The organism is Alloacidobacterium sp. (assembly GCF_035631355.1).
Lineage (GTDB): Bacteria > Acidobacteriota > Terriglobia > Terriglobales > Acidobacteriaceae > Alloacidobacterium.
In genome coordinates this window covers 21806-39847 of the sequence record NZ_DASQIX010000009.1, presented here as the reverse complement: position 1 = coordinate 39847, position 18042 = coordinate 21806, and the positions used below count along the sequence as shown (strand labels likewise).

Genomic DNA, 18042 nt, shown 5'->3' with positions numbered 1-18042 from the left:
TATCACCCGTTAGGCTTCTACAAAAATCTGATGTGATGGCTCAACATGGAAAATGAAGGTTCATTTGCGATGCGTCCGAATCGGGATGGGAGCTTCGACAGCATCTGCCTGAGGTGTTTCCAGACTGTAGGAACTGCTTCAACGCGAGATGGTTTGAAGACCGTCGAAAAGAATCACAACTGCGACGCTTATCATCATGCGGCAATGATCCCTTCTTCACAGAAGGAAGAGCACCGATCGCGGAGCTGATGCGCTAGGCCGGAGAAATGTATTTCTTCATGATCTGGACGATCTCCTGCATCTTCCCTTCAGCGGCGGCGATGAAGCGATCATGCACTTCGACGTCCGTGCCGGAAGCACGAATCAGATAAAGCAGGTTGATTACCGCCTCGATGGGCATTGTCAATTCATCCAATAGATGTGTTAACTTGACCGTGTCCTGAACGCTCATTAGTAGCTGCGATGCGTCGTCAGATTACTGGGTTGGGCTTCTGGTTCGACACGAGGGTATGCAGACCTTTGTTCCGCGCCTGAGACCAGCTGAATATGCCACCGCCATCGCTTACCCGAAACACTCTCGAAATGAGCGCAATATTTTTGCAACAGCGATGCTCGCGAGCCTGCCCGTTCTCTTTACAGCATTGGTGAGCCTCTTCCTGCTGCGTCCTATATAGACTGGATTTTTGGACGGGAATCCTGCCCGCCACATGCGCCTTGTTCTTTGGCTCTCGTATGAGGAAAACCCACTCTGCATAAAGTACCGCTAGAAGCGCTATCAGCAGTACGCGTCTGATCATTGAGCATCGAATGCATGGAGATGCACGCCGACGAAGTGCGCTACCACAGGGAAAAGCGCTTCGAGGAAGAATACCCGGCGCATTCACGAAGATATCCAAGGCAATGGCATGGCCGCCGGCTACCCCGCATCTCGAAGATGTGAGGTATTGGCAGCCGCGTACCGAGCTACGATTTCGAAGTTATCAACGCGTGAATTTTTCGCGGCGCTCGTCGCAATCCGATAGACACTCTCGATTCGCTGCTTTCTACTCGCTCTCGCCTTCGCTCACTAAGCCTGGCCCTTTGCCTCCGGTGACAGCTCTGTTCCCAAATCCTGCATTCAATTCGAACTCAAGCTCAGGGTCTGACTGGCCGAAAGTAGACTCGGTCTGCTGCTCATTCAACTGCTCATTTGGATCTTTCATTTTCCCCTCAAAAAAACGCCTGTTTGTGACAGCAGCTAATGTGCCTTTACTCTGGACAGCAGCGACTGCATATCTGGGTCAAGTTGCAAGTCTGCGAGTGAGACGCCATTCTGTCGCCCCTTTTTTATCAACTGTTCCGCGCTGGTCTCATCCGCGGAATGATTATAAGCCTCCACTACATTTACCAGTACCTGCGAATCGCCGGGAGCCAATGAGAGCGCCGCTTCAATGTGCGGAATCGCCTTTTCGCGCAGGCCTTTTTGGGCATAAACCAATCCCAGCCACGACTGGTCCATTGCATTCTTTGGATTCATCGCAGCTTGTGCCTGTGCCAGACTTTCGATCTGGTCGAGGGCAACAGCTGCCTTCTTCTCTTCTCCTAGCCAGCGATAAGCCAACTCTGCATATCGCCAGGACAAAATCTGCCGGCTATCCAAGGCAATGGCCTTCTCGCTGGCGCCCGCCGATTCCGAATATCTCTTTCCATGCAGATACAACAGGGCCAGGTTGCTGTAGGCGCCATTGCTGGGAGCCATTGCAAGGGACTTGCGCAGCGCCTCTTCTGCCAGCGGAAATGATGAAGGATTACCGCTGTCGAGATAAAAAGCCCCAAGATTGAAATACAGCATGGGGTTGTCCGGACTGAATGAAATGGCCTGTTTCACCTGTTCTATTGCATCGGAGTATTGTCCGTGCCGGTAGTAAAACAATGCCAGTTCGTTGCGATTAGACCAGTCGCTGGAATTGAGGGCCGCCGCGCGCTTGTATTCTGACTCCGCCTCGGCAAGCCGTCCCGCCTGCTCATACGACCAGGCCATGCCGATAATCGCGTCAGGATTGCGATTGTCGAGCGCAACCGCTTTTTGAAATTCCGTCAACGCCAGCTCGTTATTGCCGGTGAGGGTGTGCAGCGATCCCAAAGTGACATATGCGCTGGGCAGTTGCGGATTGAGCTTGAGCGCTTGCTCGCAATTCGTCAGCGCTAACTGAATCCACTTAGAATCATGGTCCGCTTTGTACTTGAGCCGGTATGCCTCACCCAGCTTCGCATATGCCAGAGCGAAATCCGGGTCCTGAGCGATTGCCTTCTGCAGGCGATCAACCGCCAGATCGAGATTCTGAGGCTTATCGAAGCGCTGCAGGTAACTGAGCGCCTCGAGGTAAAGATTGTAGGCCGCAGGTACGCTGCTACTGCCTGAGCGGACAACCGCGTCGGACGCCCCGGAAACATTCAGCAACCGGCCTAGTTGCGTGACCGCATCCTGCTCGGCGGCAGCCAGATCGCCGCTATCGTTGGAAGCAGCTGCCGCTCCAATCTGCCGCAGCGTTTCCGCATTGATGAGGTTGATATTGATCGCCACATGTTGCCCGGCGCGCTCCAGCCTGCCTTTCACAACAAGGGTTGCGCCCAGTTGCTTGTACGCAGACACGGGATCAGCAACATTGCTGCTGCGAACAACGCTGGCAGGAATAACCCACAAGGATCGTTGGCTCGTATCCAGATTGGAGAGGGCCGCGGTCGTGCTGTCCATCAGACCGGCGGCCAGAGGGCCGGTTGCCGGATCGGCGCTGGCATTGTCAAACGGAAGAACTGCAATGTGCTTTTCCTTCGGGCCGAAGAGCAGTCCGCGCACATGTTCGCGCGGCACGGGAAAGGCGAGGAGGGCCAACAGCAGAAGTAAGACGACAGCAGCAGGAACCAGCCACCATTTGCGTGAAGACTCAGGTACTATAGGGCCCGAAGCGGCAGCGATGATGTTACTGAGGGCTTTTTTCTGCGCGGAGGATGCTTTGCGCAATACCTTCGACGTTTGACCGGATATACCGGCAGAAGCCGAAACCGTGCCGCCGGCGCTTGCCTTCGCTGAGATCTCAGCGGTTTTCTGCGGAAATTCGCGCGGATCTATCGTCGCCAGTTCCTGAAGCAATTCGTCGCAGCTTGCATAGCGGAGTTCACGCGTCTTGGAGAGGCACTTATAAATAATTCGCTGGAGACCGAGCGGCAATTCGCCGGAGATTTCTGGCGCATCATTACAGATGCTGTGAGCTACCGCGGGAAGCGTGTCACGACGGAAGGGATGATAGCCATTCAGCATCTCAGCCGCTGTCACGCCGATGGACCAGATATCGGCTCTCTGGTCGATCACTTCGCCGCGCAACTGTTCTGGCGACATGTATGCCGCTGTTCCGGAAATCGTCAGGCTTCGTGTCCGGCTCTCGTCGCTCATGGATTGAGACAGCCCGAAATCGACAATCTTAGGAATGTTCTGCCGCGTGAGCAGGATGTTGGACGGTTTGATATCGCGGTGCAGGATATTATGCGCGTGCGCGGTGCTCATGCCTGAGATGATGCCGCTCAGCAACTCGACAGCTTCGCGACCGGGAATCGGACCCTTCGCAATCTTCTCCGCGAGAGAGCCACCATCGTAATAGGCCATTGCCATGAAGAGTTGACCATCATCAGCCTCTTCAAGCCCATATACGGTGCAGATGTTTGGATGGTCTAGTGCCGAAATGGCGCGCGCTTCTTTGAGGAGAGCTTGTTTGTCCGATTCACCCCCATAGAGAACTTGCGGTAGAAACTTAAGCGCTACGCCCCGGTCGAGCTTGAGGTCCCTCGCCTGCAGGACAACCCCCATGCCACCGGCGCCGATGCGCCCCAGGATTTGGTAGTCGCACAGAAAATCCCCGGGAGCGGGCACACTGTTTCCCGTCCGTGGCAGTCCGGTCATCGTGTGACAGACTCAGCAGGCAACCGCATAGGGCCGAATAACTGGGGGATTTCGTAGTAAGGATACGCGAAAGTGACACCAATTCGCGCGCGAAATCGCGGAAAGTAAGTTTTGAACGATACTCTCCGCTGCAAAGGTGACAGCAGTAGAGGCGCAGTTGCATCATTATAGTCAGGAGAATCTGAGGTGTTCACGTAAATGATATGTTCACGTAGGCATTTCCTTCAGACAGGTTCATTGGCGTCCGTCGCAGCGGTTACGGGCAGGCTGCGGAGCCTGAAGGCATGGGGAGCAGAAACCTCCGGAACACCTCTGCTCAGTGAGTTTGGCTATGGCGACGTGCTGATGGCCAGCGACCCGCATGAAGCGCAACTGATGAACACTCATGCGGTGTTGATGGCGTTGAGCGAGGACAGCCTGTTGAAGCCTTTCCGGCAGATGTCCGGCATGCCCGCGCCGGGCGAGGACCTGGGTGGGTGGTACACCTATGATCCCGATTATGACTATCGCAAAGGCTTCGATAAGGGCTTCGCTCCGGGGTGCACTTTCGGGCAATGGGTGTCGGCCTTGGCCCGCGCGTACGCCATCAACGGAGATGAAGCGACACGCCAAAAGGTCCTGCGCCTGAATCGGCTCTATGCGCAGACCATTACCGCGGACTTCTACGTCAGGAATCGCTTCCCTGCATACACCTATGACAAGCTGCTGCTGGGGCTACTCGATTCACACACCTATGTGAAGGATCCTCAGGCGCTGGCCATTCTGGAGCAGACAACCAACACTGCGCTGCCACATCTGCCTGGACACGCAGTAGAACATGATGTTCGATGGCGAATGGACAAGCCCGCAGATGACGCCTCGTGGACCTGGGATGAGTCTTATACCATGCCGGAAAACCTCTTCCTGGCCTATCAACGCGGCGCCGGACACAGATATTACGACCTGGGGTTGCAATACCTCGATGACAAAACATGGTTCGATCCGCTCTCGCGAAACGAAAACGTGCTGAAGGGCAGACACGCGTACAGCTATGTGAACTCGCTGTGCTCGGCGATGATGGCCTACATGGTTGCGGGAAGCGAGAAGCATCTGCATGCCGCTCAGAATGCATTTGCCATGCTGCAGGCACAAAGCTATGCGACCGGCGGATGGGGTCCGGACGAGATGCTCCGTGCGCCGGGAAGCAGCGACGTCTACAACAGCCTGACGAACACCCACCACAGCTTTGAGACTCCGTGCGGTTCCTATGCCCACTTCAAGTTGACGCGCTACTTGCTGCGCGTGACCCGCGATGCGCGCTACGGCGACAGCATGGAATGCGTGATGTACAACACGGTGCTCGGCGCGAAACCTCTGCAAAACGATGGCGAGAATTTCTACTACTCCGACTACAACTTCGACGCGAAGCGCGTTTACAAGGAAGCCCGCTGGGCATGCTGCTCAGGCACGCTGCCGCAGGTGGCAACCGATTACCGTATCAATACCTATTTTCGCGGACCGCAGTCGGTGTATGTGAATCTCTATATTCCTTCAACGCTGCGGTGGACTGAGGGTGGAGTGACACTTTTGCTGACACAGGAGGGTGATTATCCCTTCGAGGACCATGCAACTTTCACGGTTACAAGTTCGGCTCCGGCTGATCTGACACTTCATTTCCGCATTCCTGCATGGGCTCCGGGCGCGTCAATTTATGTGAATGGAAAGCGGCAAAGCGGATTGGCCATGCCCGGACAGTTCGCTGCGATCCGGCGCGAGTGGTCAACCGGAGACCGCGTGGAGTTAGAACTTCCCTTACAGATGCGACTGGAGACGATCGATGCGCAGCACGCCGACACGGTCGCGCTCTTGCGTGGGCCGCTTGTGCTGATGGCCGTGAAACAGCAACAGGACAGCCCGCTGCCGAAGTTCACCCGCGAGCAACTGTTGGCGGCGCAGCGCATTAGCGAACGGCAATGGCAGGTAAACTCGGCGAACGGACCGGTGACTATGCTGCCGTTCACGTCTTTGGGAGAACAGCCCTATACAACATATGTAAGGTTGTAAAAGGCAGCCATCCTCCTCATATAAAGTAGTCCCCTGCGCCTTAAATGCTGATACACTGACCCCGCTTGATCTGACAGGCGAGACCTTCGCCTCATAATGGGCCATAAGCCGTACCATCCGGAGGGGATTGATGTCCTTTCGCTCGGTTTTCGTGGCTGTCGTTATTGCATTTGCGCTGATCGTGTCCGCTTTTCTCATCAACAGACAGCGGCCCAGCGTGGAAACCACACAACCCACAGCGGACTTTGTCAAAGCTTCAGGCAAGTGCGCCGAGTGTCACGCGCGCATGCAGTATGCGGTCGTCCACGAATACGAAATGTCGGCCCACGCGAAGAAGGGCGTCAATTGCCTTGATTGCCACCAGCCATCTGAAGGCCAGCAGAAGCAGGACCATCATGGATTCGTAATCGCCGCACATCTTACCGCGGGAAACTGCCGCTCCTGCCACGAGGGTATTTATCAGGAATTCCTGCGCAGCCGTCACGCAGCAACATCCTGGGCGGCGATTTATGGCGAGAAGGGACTGAAGCCGGAACAGGTCGCCTTCGCAGAACAATATCAACCCGGAGGAACGAAACGCCCGCCGCATCCATTCGTCACGGCGGAAGGCACGTCGGCGATGGTGAGTGGCTGCGAGCAATGCCACGCTATCGGCAAGCCAAATGACGACGGCACCATCGGCACCTGCACAGCATGCCATTCGCGCCACACCAGTTCCATTGCGCTGGCTCGCCTGCCTTCAACCTGCGCGCAATGCCACATGGGCCCGGACCACTCGCAGATTGAGATCTACGAAGAGTCCAAGCATGGCGTCATGTTTGCAGCTCAGGAGCATCTGCTGAATCTGAATGCCGAACCAAAATCACTGACGACGCGCGACATGTTTGTGCCAACCTGCGCTACCTGCCACATGTCCGGCCTGAATGGACTGAAGGTGACGCACGATCCGACTGAAAGGCTTTCGTTCTATCTTGCCGACGCCGTGACGCAGAAGCGCCCCAACTATGCGAGGGCACAGGCCAATATGAAGGAGGTATGCGCGCAATGTCATACTCAAGACGTTATCGATCGCGTTTATACTCAGGCGGAAGCGGTCGTGGCCTCCACGAATGCCAAAGTCCAGCATGCGCAGGCGATTGTGAATGGACTACGTAGCGATGGATTGTTGAGCGGGCCGCCTTTCTCCAATCCCGTCGATTTCCTGTACTTCGATCTGTGGCATTACGACGGACGCACCTCGAAGCATGGAGCATTCATGGGCGGAGCCGACTTTGTCCAGTGGCATGGAAACTACCCCATGATGCAGAAGACAGTCGAGCTGGAACAACTGGCTGCGGAGCTGCGGAGAGAACGTGCGCATAAATAGACTGCTGGCAAAGGCACAACGAATTCTTCACGATCCGAGCCTGCGATGGGTGCACGATCTGCAGCTCTGGCTGGAATTATTTATCACTGTCAACCTGGCCTTTCTCGCTTTGGATATTTACATCGCGCACTCGGTAAACCATTTTCGCCGCGCGGCAGAGTATATTCCGCTGTACTTCTCTATCGTTGCGCCTGTGGCCCTCGCCATCGTAATTCTGTTGCGCTGGCTTTGGGGCTTTCAGGCCGCCTGGCGCGATGTTGGCTATCTGGTTGGGTGGCTCGCCGTGCTAATAGGACTAGGCGGAGTGCTTTTTCACCTCGAGAGCCACTTCTTTGTGGATCGCACTCTCAAGAGCCTGACGTATGCGGCTCCGTTTGCAGCGCCATTGGCATATTCTGGACTCGGCTTTCTGCTGCTCGTGAACCGCATAGTTGCTGCGCGCAGCGCAGAGTGGGCGCATTGGGTCATCTTTCTCGCGCTGGGCGGATTCCTGGGAAATTTCGTACTCACACTAACCGATCACGCGGTGAACGGCTTCTTTGTAAAGACGGAATGGATTCCGGTGATCTCTTCTGCCTTTGCAACCGGCTTTCTCGTCGTTCCGCTGATGCTCGCGGTGACGCGGCGATACCTTGATATATGTTTTGTAGTTATGCTGGTGCAGGCGCTGGTAGGCATCCTTGGATTCTGGCTGCATCTCGAAGCCAATCTCGTCGGACCCGGCTCCAGTCTCTTTGACCGCCTGGTCAATGGCGCCCCTCCCATGGCTCCCCTTCTCTTCCCGAATCTCGTGGGACTCGCGTTCATTGGATTATGGGCCTTGATTCCGCATCTGCCGGAGGCTTCACCCGGCAGGTCGTGGCTTGGCACAGTCTATATGTGGGCACACGCCGGAGAAGAATCAAGCGCTGCACAATAACGTCCCGGCCATCATTTCTTTTCAGTTTCCGCCATGAATTTGACAAGCTCATCCTTCCAGATAGCGGCGTGCGTGTGAGTTCCGTGGCCTCGTGTCTCGTCAGTAATGGGGAGATCGATGAATTTTGTCTTCGGCATTTTGGGAAGCACACGCGGACAGATGATCTGAGCGACCTCCGGCGGGTTGATAAAGTCGTCGGCAGAATTAATCCAAAGTGCGGGTGCGACAATGCTCGAAAGTTTAGGTTCCGGATTGTAGTTGCGCGAAGCGTTGATGTAATAGATCAGATTGTTGGCATCTGCATGGCTGATCGTCCGGGCCATATAGTCATCGACGTATTTTTCCGACTGCGCTCTAGTGGGGTAGTTCTTCTGCATCTGCAATGCTGAAGAACCCATTATCAGGAGCATGGCTTCAGCGCCGCGCAAGCCTTCAACTGGCTCGCTGGTGTATTCGCCGTCCTTCCATGCGGGGTCATGCTTGACGCTTTCGATGGCAATGTAACGGGTCATGCGGTTGCGGCCGGCCAATTCGACGGGAAAACACGCGAAGGGCGCCAGAGCATCCATGAACTGCGGATAAGTCTCACCCCAGATCCATGATTGCATGCAGCCCATCGAGGTCCCAAGAATAAGGCGCAGATGATCGACGTGCATGCCTTCGGTGAGCATGATGTACTGCGAGCGGACCATGTCATCGTAGTCGTACTGCGGAAACTTCATGTGGAGACCATCGGAAGGCTTGGAAGAATCACCATGGCCAATGTCATCAGGAAGGATCAGGAAATACTTTGTGATATCGAAGGGTTGGCCGGGGCCAAAGAGGACATCGGAAAAAAGAGGACTCAGCAGCGTGCGACGGTCTCCTCCCGTGCCATGAAGCAGCAGGATGGCATTATCAACATGGCCGTCCGCCCCGCGATGCGGCTCGCCTAGAGTCAGGTAGTGCAAGTTAAGTTCGGGAAGAGTCTCACCCGTGCCGAAATGAAAATTATGAATGACGTAAACATTGTCTTTGGCGGGCCACTTGGATACATGCTGGTTTTGAGCGGTGGAGGGGAGTGCGCAGGAAAGAATGATGCAGACTATCGCTGCAAAACGCATAGTGACGATCCCTCGTACGAACGACTCTCGAATGAAATTCGAGCGCAAGGATAGGAAATCATAGAAAAACGAAATCCGCTATTAGACACGCGAGGATGTGCGTCTTCGACGCAGCGAACTCACAGAACCCGAGAAGGCTCTGGCGCTCCAGCAACGATTGCGGGCTGCTCAGAAATTGCTCTAGTTGAATGCAAGGGTGAAAACAAAATTTGAATATCAGGGAAAGCAACATAAGGCGAAACAATCCGATAGAAGCCCCAGAATTTAGAAGATTCTGAAAAGGACACTGTTTCGTAAGGGCACGGCCGGGTGCCCCATCCTTTCGCGTTCTTTGCGAAAGGATGGGGCACCACAAGTGTTGAGATGCAACAAGAAAGTTGAGGTGCAAAGCACCTCCAGGTAAAAGCCGGGAACTTTAATACCCGGAATAAGAACCGCCGACGAAGTCGGCGTACCTTGCTGCCGCAGGCCGTATCCGCGAAGGGTCGAAGACACGCAGCGGATCACTCTCGACGCGCGTCGAAAAAGCGATGCGCCACCTATCCCGCGCCTCATTTCTCCGCGCGAAATGTCTTCCCCAGCTCCGTCTCCGCCAGCCGAAAATAATGCCGGAAGTTATAAATCAGCGGCGACCACTTCGCCGGATCGACATAATGCTCGCTCACCACAAACTCCTCATCCACATGCACGCGCAGAATCTCAACCTCGCCCGCCACGCCACCGCCCAGCGCATTCAGCTTCTCGCCGCTCATTTTGTGCAGCTTCACCACGCGAGCCTCCATGTGTACCGGACACTCCACCGCCCGCATCGGCTTCACTATCTCGCTCGGCACGGGCGTCAGCCCTGACACCTCAAACTTCTGGTGCTCATAACGAAACTGCTTCGCCTTGATCTCCGGCACCGGATCCTTCCCCGTCAGCGGAGCCAGCTTCTCCACCTGCGGCCACATCTCCGGCGACGGCAGATTGATCACGCACTCCGCATGCCGCGCAAAGTTCTCCGCTGTCTTCGTCTCATCCAGCAGCCCAAGCATCAGCGTCCATCCCAGCGCCCAGAACGATGAGATCGGCGCAAGGTTCGTGCTCCCGTCCTCATTCAGCGAACTGATCAGCGCAACCGGCGTCCCAAAGTAAAGAATTCTGGGTTCAATCATGACAAATTTCCGCTCCTGCATCCGCAAACCATCTCCTTTCCAGATAGATGCGGAGCCGCACAGGCTGGCTTCTGCGCCGGCCGTCCAAAACTAATCCAGAATATGTCGAGGCCACTACCAGATCGGTCGTGCAAGCGAGTCGGTGCGTCAAATTATGCCAACTGTAAGGTCGAAACGCCCATCCTTCTCCCCAAATCATCGAAGAGTAGGATGGGCGTTCAGTGTCCGCGCCGAACGCGAACCATCAAGGAAGAAAAAATAAGTTGAGTTACCTCCTGGCTCCAGCCGATTGCTGGGCCGAGAGGGTTTGGGCGGCTTGGGAGGCCAGTCCCAGTTGCTCTATCAGGCCGAGTACGTTCCAGTCCGCCCAGTGCTCAACAATTTTTCCCTTTTCAATGCGGTCGATCGTCGTGCCGGAGATGGTCGCGCTCCTGTTTGTTGGCTGCATGCCCAGGAACGTTCCCCTGTGTGTGCCGTGCAGTTTCCAGTGCAGGACCACCTCATTGCGTTCCGCTATTTCGTCCTCGATCGTGAATTTCAGATCGGGGAAGGCGTTCCTGCATGTGCGTATGTGCTGTTTGTAGTTCTCCGCTCCTGACGTGAGGGATGGGAAAACCGGGTCGTGGAAGTGGCACTGTGGTGACATCAGCTCATCGACAACTTCCTCGCGGCCTTTGTTCCACCCCTCTTCCATGAGCTTACGAGCGATTTTTTTGTTCTCGTCAGACATGGTGGTTCTCCTTTGCCTAACAGGATAGTCCTCCACCCCTGCCCATTGCACCGCACTCCCGGAATTCCTGTGAATTTCCATGTAGCCGAATTCTTGTATCGAATGCGATGGAGAGCATAAAGCATTGATCTTGCGGCACATTCTTTCGTCGATGCTCACTCTTCCGAGGAGATAATTCACGTCATCCGGCTTGACGGATTTCGCAGATCTGGTAGTTTCGGATGCTTCGGTAGCCGATTCCTAAACTAGCCATTAAGTTCGGGGTGTCCCGTCCTTTGCGAACCCAAAGAATGAGAAAGCACGAACCTTCGTAACCAATGTGAATCCCGCATGACGTATCAATGCAAATCAATCCAGACAATCAAAGCCTAGCAACATTTGCGAGTATGTTGAAACGAACTGGGCAGCGGAATTCACTGCCTGCTGCGCGTCGTCAATTCCTACGTAGAGTGCCTTGTGGGTGATTTCATCTCTGAGATAGGCAAGTCTTCCGAGCTCGTTGCTGAAAGAAATCAAGCCATTGGGCTTTAGGTATTTATTTTGTTGCAGCCAGCCTTGAAGAGAAGACAATGCGCTTCGCATGCCGATCGTTTGACCTTTGTTGTCGATAAACTTACAGATGTTTTTGAATTGAAATACTGCGTATAAGAAAGATTCGATGCCAAGATGAGCTGTTACCAGCGCTAAACGCAGTGCCGTCGGATCGTCCTCACATAGAATAGCTAGCGCACGCCGCAGATAGCCTACGCTTGCACTGAGATAGTTGTTTTTGAGAGAGGGTATGGCTCTGTCGACAAACTCAAGCGTTTCGATCGCTAAGACTGCGAGTTGAGGCAACGGAAGGTCCTTGTCTTCCCAAAGACCATTTTTGCCCTGCTGTTTTAGAACCCAATCATGCGCCAAGTCCAGATGCCGTTTCGCACCAGCAACTTCACTTCTTGAAATTGCTTCCATCGCCGTAAGAGTTACGTGGACGTCGGGCTCAGAGACCAGCCCGGTTGCACTAGAGAAGTCTAGCGACCAACTTCCATCAACATTTTGCTTTTCGAGCAGCCATGCAGCTGCTTGCTTACCGCGATTTCTGATTGACTCCGAGATGGAAAGTTTCAACAGGCTAAGAGCCGCAAAACTTGTCGTTGCCACGCTAGGGACCCTTTCAGGAGGCCCCCCGCTCTTAGCCACCCATTCCCACCAGTACGGCGGCGTCTGTTCTGCGAGAAGTGAATTCAATGCAATCTCGATTGACGGTCGAATCCTATTCATGAGCTGGCGAGAACGACTTACCGTGCAAAGATCCACCGCTCGCGATCGCACACCATCCCCGGAGATCGGCTCCGAAAACGCATCGGCCAGTGTCGATTCGAATTCTAAAAAAGCGGATTCAAAAGCACCTACACCAAATGTAGTTTTAAAGATGTAGCGTGCGATTCCTTCTTCCACAAAGTGCTGACTCGAACTGAGCCAGAAGATCTTAGGAGGCGTCCTCCATGGAGAGGAACTAATCGCTTCCGCAAAGCTCTGTTGATCCTTTTTCCATGCCGTAATAACCGATTGAACTTCCTCTTTAGATACTTCGTTTCTCAAGAAAACTTGAGCTTCATATCGCGAATCCACCTCTAGGAAAGAGCCTTCTAACATCGCTGACAATGCTAAACGCCCTTTTCCCGACCCTGAAGTCACTCGGCCTAAGCGCCGAAGTATTTTCTTGTTGTGTCGGAAGACGAATTCTCTCAACGGATTTGGCTCAGCCTTTCGCCTCGGTTCCCTTTTCAGATCCTGCCCACTAGACCGGTGTGAAGGAGCTGAAAGCAAGGTGGTCAAGTATTGGCTGACCAAGGAAGCATAAGTGCTCTGATCAAAGCTCAACCGCGTTGCCAAAGACCTCAAATCGGACTCTTGAGCAGCGACCAGCTTTCGAGGAGGAACACGCTTCTGACGAGTAAAGAGGTAAAAAAATAACGGAATGCGATTTTGAATTTGGTTAATTATTTCCAAGGACTGGAAATACTCGAAGAAATCATTTCGATGATTCTGGTTCTGACGTTTCGCTGTAGACACGCGACGAGCCTACCATAGCCTGCATCGGAAGGTAGAAGCCGGGGACTTCAGTCCGCGAAAATGAAAAGCACAGTCAAAGACGACACACCTTGCTGCCGCAGGCCGGGTGCCCCATGTCTCGCTTTTGAGACATGGGTTTACCATACGCCCAATGGACTTTTGAGGGAGACGAAGGCTGGGAGAAGAGGGCTTCAGCCCTCTGAATAAGAACCGCCGTCAGGCAGACGGCGTACCTTGCTGCCGCAGGCCAATGCGCAGGTCGAAGACCGCAGCGAATCACTCTCGACCGCGAAGCGCACCTTATTCGCGCGCCCAAAAAATCTTGTCAAGCCCCAAACTACCTCCAAATCCCGCAACCAGCACATTCCAAAAGAAATAAAAGCCGCCGAAGATTGGCGTGTTATTTAGCCCAAATTGCTATCCTGAATATAGGGACAGAAATTCCCAGCGAAGCAGGTAACGGCGAGGCCCGATTACCTCGTATGTAGTTGAAAACACTGGAAGCATCCTAAATAATCAAAGAATCAATGAGATAGCGGGGGATGATCCCTAGCTATCTCATTGAAAACAAACAAAAGGCTATTGACCCAGGGGGGAGGGGGAGTCCACCGGGAAGGCCGCCCGCACCAGCGCCAGGCCCTCATCTTTGGACGAGACGTGTCCCTCAAGTTGAGCGTCCTCAGCCGCAGCCAGCATCTCTTTGAAGCGCGGCCCCGGATGGTATCCGGCGGCGATCAGGTCCGCGCCCGTCACTAGAAGCGGCGGCTTCACCGCCTCTTCCGGAAGCGTCTCGTAGCGCTGCTTCGCGTAGTCATAGAGCGTCAGGTCGGCGTGGCTGGAAAGGCAGTCGATGCGGTGCAACTCCAAATGCTCGGGAAAGCGTGGCAGCCGGAAGAAGCGCTTCAGCGTCGATTCCTTCATGCGCATCACATCGCCAAAACGCATGTGATTTGCAATTAAAGCCGCGATTTGTGCCGTATCTTCGCTCGAAAAGTGCAGCATGCGGCAGATGTTCTCGGCAATCCGCACGCCAACTTCCACGTGCCCATTGAACCGAATGCGATCCGGAGCGCGCTCGAAGGTCGCCGGCTTGCCCACATCGTGCAGCAGCGTCCCCCAAGCCAGTGTCGGCGAGACGCCCGCAGGCAGCTTATCGAGCAGCAACAGCGTGTGTACCCATACATCTCCTTCGGGATGGTACTCCGGAGGCTGCTCGACGCCGTGCATCCCGTCAATCTCCGGCAGCACCTGCTTCAGCAGCCCTGTCCGGTCAAGTAGCTCAAAGGCCCGCCGAGCGTGTCCCTCGGTGAGCATCCGCGTCAGTTCATCGCGAACCCGCTCGCAACTGACCTGAAAAATAGCCTCAGAATGAGCGTGAATCGCCTTTTCTGTCTCCGATTCGATCTCGAATTCAAATCGAGCTGCAAAGCGAACTGCGCGCAGCATCCGCAGCCGGTCTTCGCTGAATCGTTTGTCAGGATCGCCAATCGCGCGAATAACACGGGCCGCAAGATCAGCGCGCCCGCCGACGAAGTCGAGCACGGCCTGCTTCAGATCGCCAGTCTCAGCCAGCAGCTGCGGATCGAGCAACATTCCGTTGATGGTGAAGTCGCGCCGGAGAACATCTTCCTGCGGACTGTCTGAGAAGCGCACCTCATCCGGACGGCGGCCATCGGAGTAAGCGCCATCAGAGCGAAACGTCGCCACCTCAGTGACAATCTCTTCACCGTCGATGTCATCCGCAACCAGCACAACCCCGAAGTGCGCGCCCACGGCAAACGTCCGCGGAAACATATCCAGCACTACATCCGGACGTGCGTTTGTAGCCACGTCAAAGTCCGCCGGCTCACGCCCGAGCAGTATGTCGCGCACGCATCCACCCGCGAAGTACGCGTCATATCCGTCGGTGCGCAAACGCTCGACAATAACCTCGGCAGCGATTTGTGCGTTGGATTTCGTCATACAATTACGGCTCTTGTCACCCTGAGCGAAGGACCTGCTTCTCGCTCTCTCCACTATCATAGATAGATGAGCACCGGACTCATCCTCGGCATCGAAAGCTCCTGCGATGAAACCGCAGCCGCTGTCGTCCGCCACGGAACCGAGACCCTCTCTAACGTCGTTGCCTCGCAGATCGCGACGCACGCTCCTTATGGCGGAGTCGTCCCCGAGCTCGCCTCCCGTGAGCACCTGCGCAACATCGTCCCTGTGGTCCGTGCCGCCATCGCCGAAGCCGGAATCACCCTGCAGGACCTCGACGCCGTCGCTGTAACCGAAGGCCCTGGGCTGGCCGGAGCATTGCTCGTCGGCATCACCTACGCCAAATCTCTGGCTTACGCACTCAGTAAACCCCTCATTGCCGTCAACCACATCGAAGGCCACATTCACGCAGTCCTGCTCGAACAGGCGGAGCTTGCTTCTGAGTCCCTTCCTCTGCCTGCACTGGCGCTGGTGGTTTCAGGCGGACACACGCATCTCTACCTTGCCCATCGAAATGGCGAATCCTGGCGCTACTGCAACATAGGCCACACGGTAGACGATGCTGCCGGCGAGGCTTTTGACAAGGTGGCGAAGCTGATTGGCCTCGGCTATCCCGGCGGTCCCTGGATAGACGCCCTTGCCCCGCACGGCAATCCCGCAGCGGTCCCGTTTTCCTTCGCGCAAATCAAACCTAAAGTCCATCGCAACCAGGCGCACGGCGATGACTGGGACCGCCAATTTCGCTTCTCATTCAGCGGCATCAAAACGGCGGTTCTGCGTTATGTACAGACGCACGATCTCTCAGCCTCGATTCAAGCGCGCCGACGCGCCCTGGCGCAGATCTCCAATCCCAAACCAGCAGACGCGCTCCGGCTGTGCAACGAAGAGACTTTAAACCTGATCGCATCGTTCCAACGCGCCGTCGTAGACGACCTGCGCCGCAAGACCTTTCAGGCGGCGGAAGCATTCGACGCGGCGAGCATCCTTGTCTCCGGCGGAGTCGCAGCCAACCGCGAGCTGCGCGTGCGTTTCACCGCCGAGGCCGCCGAACGCAGCCTGCCTATTGCTTTCCCATCGCTTGCTCTCTCCACCGACAACGCCGCCATGGTTGCAGCGGCGGCTTGGCCTAAGCTGCTCGATAAAGAATATGCGCCAGCGGACCTGTCGGCAGAGCCGTCTCTGGCGCTTGGCCGCTGACCGCAACTGGTAGAATCGCAAGTGAATCCAAAGCAGTTGCAAACAGTACGAATGACCATTCGCCTTTTCAACACCCTGACGAACAGCATTGAAGAACTCAAGCCCGCCGACGGCGAGGCGCTCGGCATTTACGCATGTGGGCCGACGGTGTACGACTACGGCCACATTGGCAATTTCCGCACCTTTCTGCATGTTGACGTGCTGCGCCGCACGCTGGAGCTGTTCGGCACGAAGGTGCGCCACGTTATGAACATTACCGACGTGGACGACAAGATCATCCGCAATGCCGCGGCGGCGAATCTCCCCATCAGCGAATACACGCCGCGCTTTGAGAAGGCGTTCTTTGAAGACCTCAATGCCTTGTCGGTCGCACATCCGTCGAAGGTCGCGCGCGCAACAGAGCACATCAATGAGATGGTGACTCTCATCATGCGCCTTGCCGAGCAGGATATTGCTTATAAGACGGAAGATGGCTCGTGGTATTTCCGCATTGCGAAGTTCCCCGGATACGGCAAGCTCTCAAAGAAAGACTTCTCCGGCATCGCCGACGGTGCGCGCGTCGATGTAGACGAATATGACAAGGATTCCGCGCGCGATTTTGCTTTGTGGAAGGCCCCCAAACCCGGCGAATATCGCTGGGAAACGGAACTTGGGCCCGGACGTCCGGGCTGGCACATCGAGTGTTCGGCCATGGCCATGGAGTATCTCGGCGAATCGTTCGACTTGCACGCAGGTGGCGAAGACTTAATGTTTCCGCATCATGAGAACGAGATCGCACAATCTGAATCGGCCACGCACAAGTCCTTCGCCCGTCACTGGTTCCATGTCCGCTTCCTGCTGGTCGAAGGCCGCAAGATGTCGAAGTCCGAGGGCAACTTCTATACGCTGCGCGATCTGCTGCTTAAGGGATACAAAGCGTCCGCGATCCGCTTCCTCCTTACGTCGGTTCCGTATCGCCAGCAGCTCAATTTCACTTTTGAAGGACTGGCTGCGGAAACCGGCGCAGTCGAGCGTCTGCGTACCTTTTACCAGCGGCTAAAGAACACAAAGTGGCCGGAAGATGGGAGTAACGCTTCAGTTGTAGACGCGGCGGCGGTCGCGAGACAGAAATTCCATGCCGCTCTGGCGAATGATCTCAACACGGCAGAAGCTCGTGCTGCAATCTTTGACCTCGTTCGTACAGTCAATGCTGCTGCTGATGCAGGTTCACTCTTCAAGGGGGATGTAACCGCAGTTCTTGATGTCCTGGCCGATTTCGACAAAATTTTTGTTGCGCTTGAAGACAACGATTCAAAATGGACACGCTTTGCTCTCGAATGGGCTGAGCGCGAAGGCTGTCTCGACAAAGCATCTCCTGAAGTGCTGGCGCAGCTCTCGTTGAGTGATGCGCAAATTGATGTTCTGATCGAAGAGCGCAATCAGGCACGTCGCACCCGCAATTTTGCCCGCGCCGATGCTATCCGCAAGGAACTGCTGGAAAAGGGCATTATTCTTGAAGATTCAAAAGACGGTGTTCGTTGGAAAAGGAAATAGGGAATGTTAGCAATAACAAAAGGCA

14 protein-coding genes are annotated in these 18042 nt (G+C 55.2%); 6 read left to right on the top strand and 8 right to left on the bottom strand.

What is annotated here, in order from left to right; genetic code table 11:
• Nucleotides 1-253 precede the first annotated feature (253 nt).
• The 3 genes from VEV40_RS03165 to VEV40_RS03155 all read right to left on the bottom strand — a co-directional run bounded on the left by VEV40_RS03165 (nt 254) and on the right by VEV40_RS03155 (nt 3934).
• The gene (locus VEV40_RS03165; RefSeq protein ID WP_324830098.1) at nt 254-451 is read right to left on the bottom strand and encodes a hypothetical protein; all 198 of its coding nucleotides are present in this window, start codon (nt 449-451) and stop codon (nt 254-256) included.
• A gap of 592 nt (nt 452-1043) precedes the next feature.
• The gene (locus VEV40_RS03160; protein ID WP_324830096.1) at nt 1044-1202 is read right to left on the bottom strand and encodes a hypothetical protein; all 159 of its coding nucleotides are present in this window, start codon (nt 1200-1202) and stop codon (nt 1044-1046) included.
• A 35-nt stretch (nt 1203-1237) separates the two neighbouring features.
• The gene (locus tag VEV40_RS03155) at nt 1238-3934 is read right to left on the bottom strand and encodes a protein kinase domain-containing protein (protein WP_324830094.1); all 2697 of its coding nucleotides are present in this window, start codon (nt 3932-3934) and stop codon (nt 1238-1240) included.
• A 237-nt stretch (nt 3935-4171) separates the two neighbouring features.
• Between VEV40_RS03155 and VEV40_RS03150 the strand changes: the two genes are divergently transcribed.
• From VEV40_RS03150 to VEV40_RS03140, 3 genes are all read left to right on the top strand, one after another.
• A complete protein-coding gene (locus VEV40_RS03150; RefSeq protein ID WP_324830093.1) occupies nt 4172-5977 on the top strand; it encodes a beta-L-arabinofuranosidase domain-containing protein in 1806 nt (601 codons plus the stop codon).
• A gap of 130 nt (nt 5978-6107) precedes the next feature.
• Complete coding sequence (locus tag VEV40_RS03145) at nt 6108-7343, top strand: multiheme c-type cytochrome (protein ID WP_324830091.1); 1236 nt, start codon at nt 6108-6110, stop codon at nt 7341-7343.
• On the top strand, nt 7330-8262 hold the full coding sequence (locus VEV40_RS03140; protein WP_324830089.1) for a hypothetical protein: 933 nt from the start codon (nt 7330-7332) through the stop codon (nt 8260-8262). Before VEV40_RS03145 ends, VEV40_RS03140 begins: the two co-directional genes overlap by 14 nt.
• Before the next feature lie 11 nt (nt 8263-8273).
• Here the strand turns inward: VEV40_RS03140 and VEV40_RS03135 are convergent, their stop codons facing one another.
• From VEV40_RS03135 to VEV40_RS03120, 4 genes are all read right to left on the bottom strand, one after another.
• Nucleotides 8274-9365: an alpha/beta fold hydrolase gene (locus VEV40_RS03135; protein ID WP_324830086.1), complete on the bottom strand. Its 1092-nt coding sequence runs from the start codon at nt 9363-9365 to the stop codon at nt 8274-8276.
• 551 nt (nt 9366-9916) lie between these two features.
• Nucleotides 9917-10519, bottom strand: a complete 603-nt coding sequence (locus VEV40_RS03130; RefSeq protein WP_324830084.1) for a flavin reductase family protein — start codon at nt 10517-10519, stop codon at nt 9917-9919.
• Between the two features lie 268 nt (nt 10520-10787).
• Nucleotides 10788-11249 carry an ester cyclase gene (locus tag VEV40_RS03125; protein WP_324830082.1) on the bottom strand — a complete coding sequence of 154 codons (462 nt, stop codon included), beginning with the start codon at nt 11247-11249 and terminating at the stop codon, nt 10788-10790.
• A 348-nt stretch (nt 11250-11597) separates the two neighbouring features.
• Entirely contained in the window at nt 11598-13307 is a 1710-nt protein-coding gene (locus VEV40_RS03120; protein WP_324830080.1) for a hypothetical protein, read from the bottom strand.
• A 234-nt stretch (nt 13308-13541) separates the two neighbouring features.
• Between VEV40_RS03120 and VEV40_RS03115 the strand changes: the two genes are divergently transcribed.
• Complete coding sequence (locus tag VEV40_RS03115; protein ID WP_324830078.1) at nt 13542-13715, top strand: hypothetical protein; 174 nt, start codon at nt 13542-13544, stop codon at nt 13713-13715.
• Between the two features lie 171 nt (nt 13716-13886).
• Here VEV40_RS03115 and VEV40_RS03110 read toward each other — a convergent pair whose 3' ends face one another.
• Nucleotides 13887-15269, bottom strand: coding sequence for a CCA tRNA nucleotidyltransferase (locus VEV40_RS03110; protein WP_324830077.1), 1383 nt, complete (start codon nt 15267-15269; stop codon nt 13887-13889).
• A 66-nt stretch (nt 15270-15335) separates the two neighbouring features.
• Here VEV40_RS03110 and tsaD point away from each other — a divergent pair, with 66 nt between their 5' ends.
• Nucleotides 15336-16484 carry a tRNA (adenosine(37)-N6)-threonylcarbamoyltransferase complex transferase subunit TsaD gene (tsaD, locus tag VEV40_RS03105; protein WP_324830076.1) on the top strand — a complete coding sequence of 383 codons (1149 nt, stop codon included), beginning with the start codon at nt 15336-15338 and terminating at the stop codon, nt 16482-16484.
• Nucleotides 16485-16535: 51 nt separating this feature from the next.
• Nucleotides 16536-18017, top strand: a complete 1482-nt coding sequence (gene cysS / locus VEV40_RS03100; RefSeq protein ID WP_324830074.1) for a cysteine--tRNA ligase — start codon at nt 16536-16538, stop codon at nt 18015-18017.
• Nucleotides 18018-18042 lie beyond the last annotated feature (25 nt).

What these genes read in the sequence shown, in the direction of transcription:
- VEV40_RS03165 (WP_324830098.1), bottom strand. Translation starts at nt 451, where the DNA reads ATGAGCGTTCAGGACACGGTCAAGTTAACACATCTATTGGATGAATTG.
- VEV40_RS03160 (WP_324830096.1), bottom strand. Translation starts at nt 1,202, where the DNA reads ATGAAAGATCCAAATGAGCAGTTGAATGAGCAGCAGACCGAGTCTACT.
- VEV40_RS03155 (WP_324830094.1), bottom strand. Translation starts at nt 3,934, where the DNA reads ATGACCGGACTGCCACGGACGGGAAACAGTGTGCCCGCTCCCGGGGAT.
- VEV40_RS03145 (WP_324830091.1), top strand. Translation starts at nt 6,108, where the DNA reads ATGTCCTTTCGCTCGGTTTTCGTGGCTGTCGTTATTGCATTTGCGCTG.
- VEV40_RS03135 (WP_324830086.1), bottom strand. Translation starts at nt 9,365, where the DNA reads ATGCGTTTTGCAGCGATAGTCTGCATCATTCTTTCCTGCGCACTCCCC.
- VEV40_RS03130 (WP_324830084.1), bottom strand. Translation starts at nt 10,519, where the DNA reads ATGATTGAACCCAGAATTCTTTACTTTGGGACGCCGGTTGCGCTGATC.
- VEV40_RS03125 (WP_324830082.1), bottom strand. Translation starts at nt 11,249, where the DNA reads ATGTCTGACGAGAACAAAAAAATCGCTCGTAAGCTCATGGAAGAGGGG.
- VEV40_RS03110 (WP_324830077.1), bottom strand. Translation starts at nt 15,269, where the DNA reads ATGACGAAATCCAACGCACAAATCGCTGCCGAGGTTATTGTCGAGCGT.
- tsaD (WP_324830076.1), top strand. Translation starts at nt 15,336, where the DNA reads ATGAGCACCGGACTCATCCTCGGCATCGAAAGCTCCTGCGATGAAACC.
- cysS (WP_324830074.1), top strand. Translation starts at nt 16,536, where the DNA reads ATGACCATTCGCCTTTTCAACACCCTGACGAACAGCATTGAAGAACTC.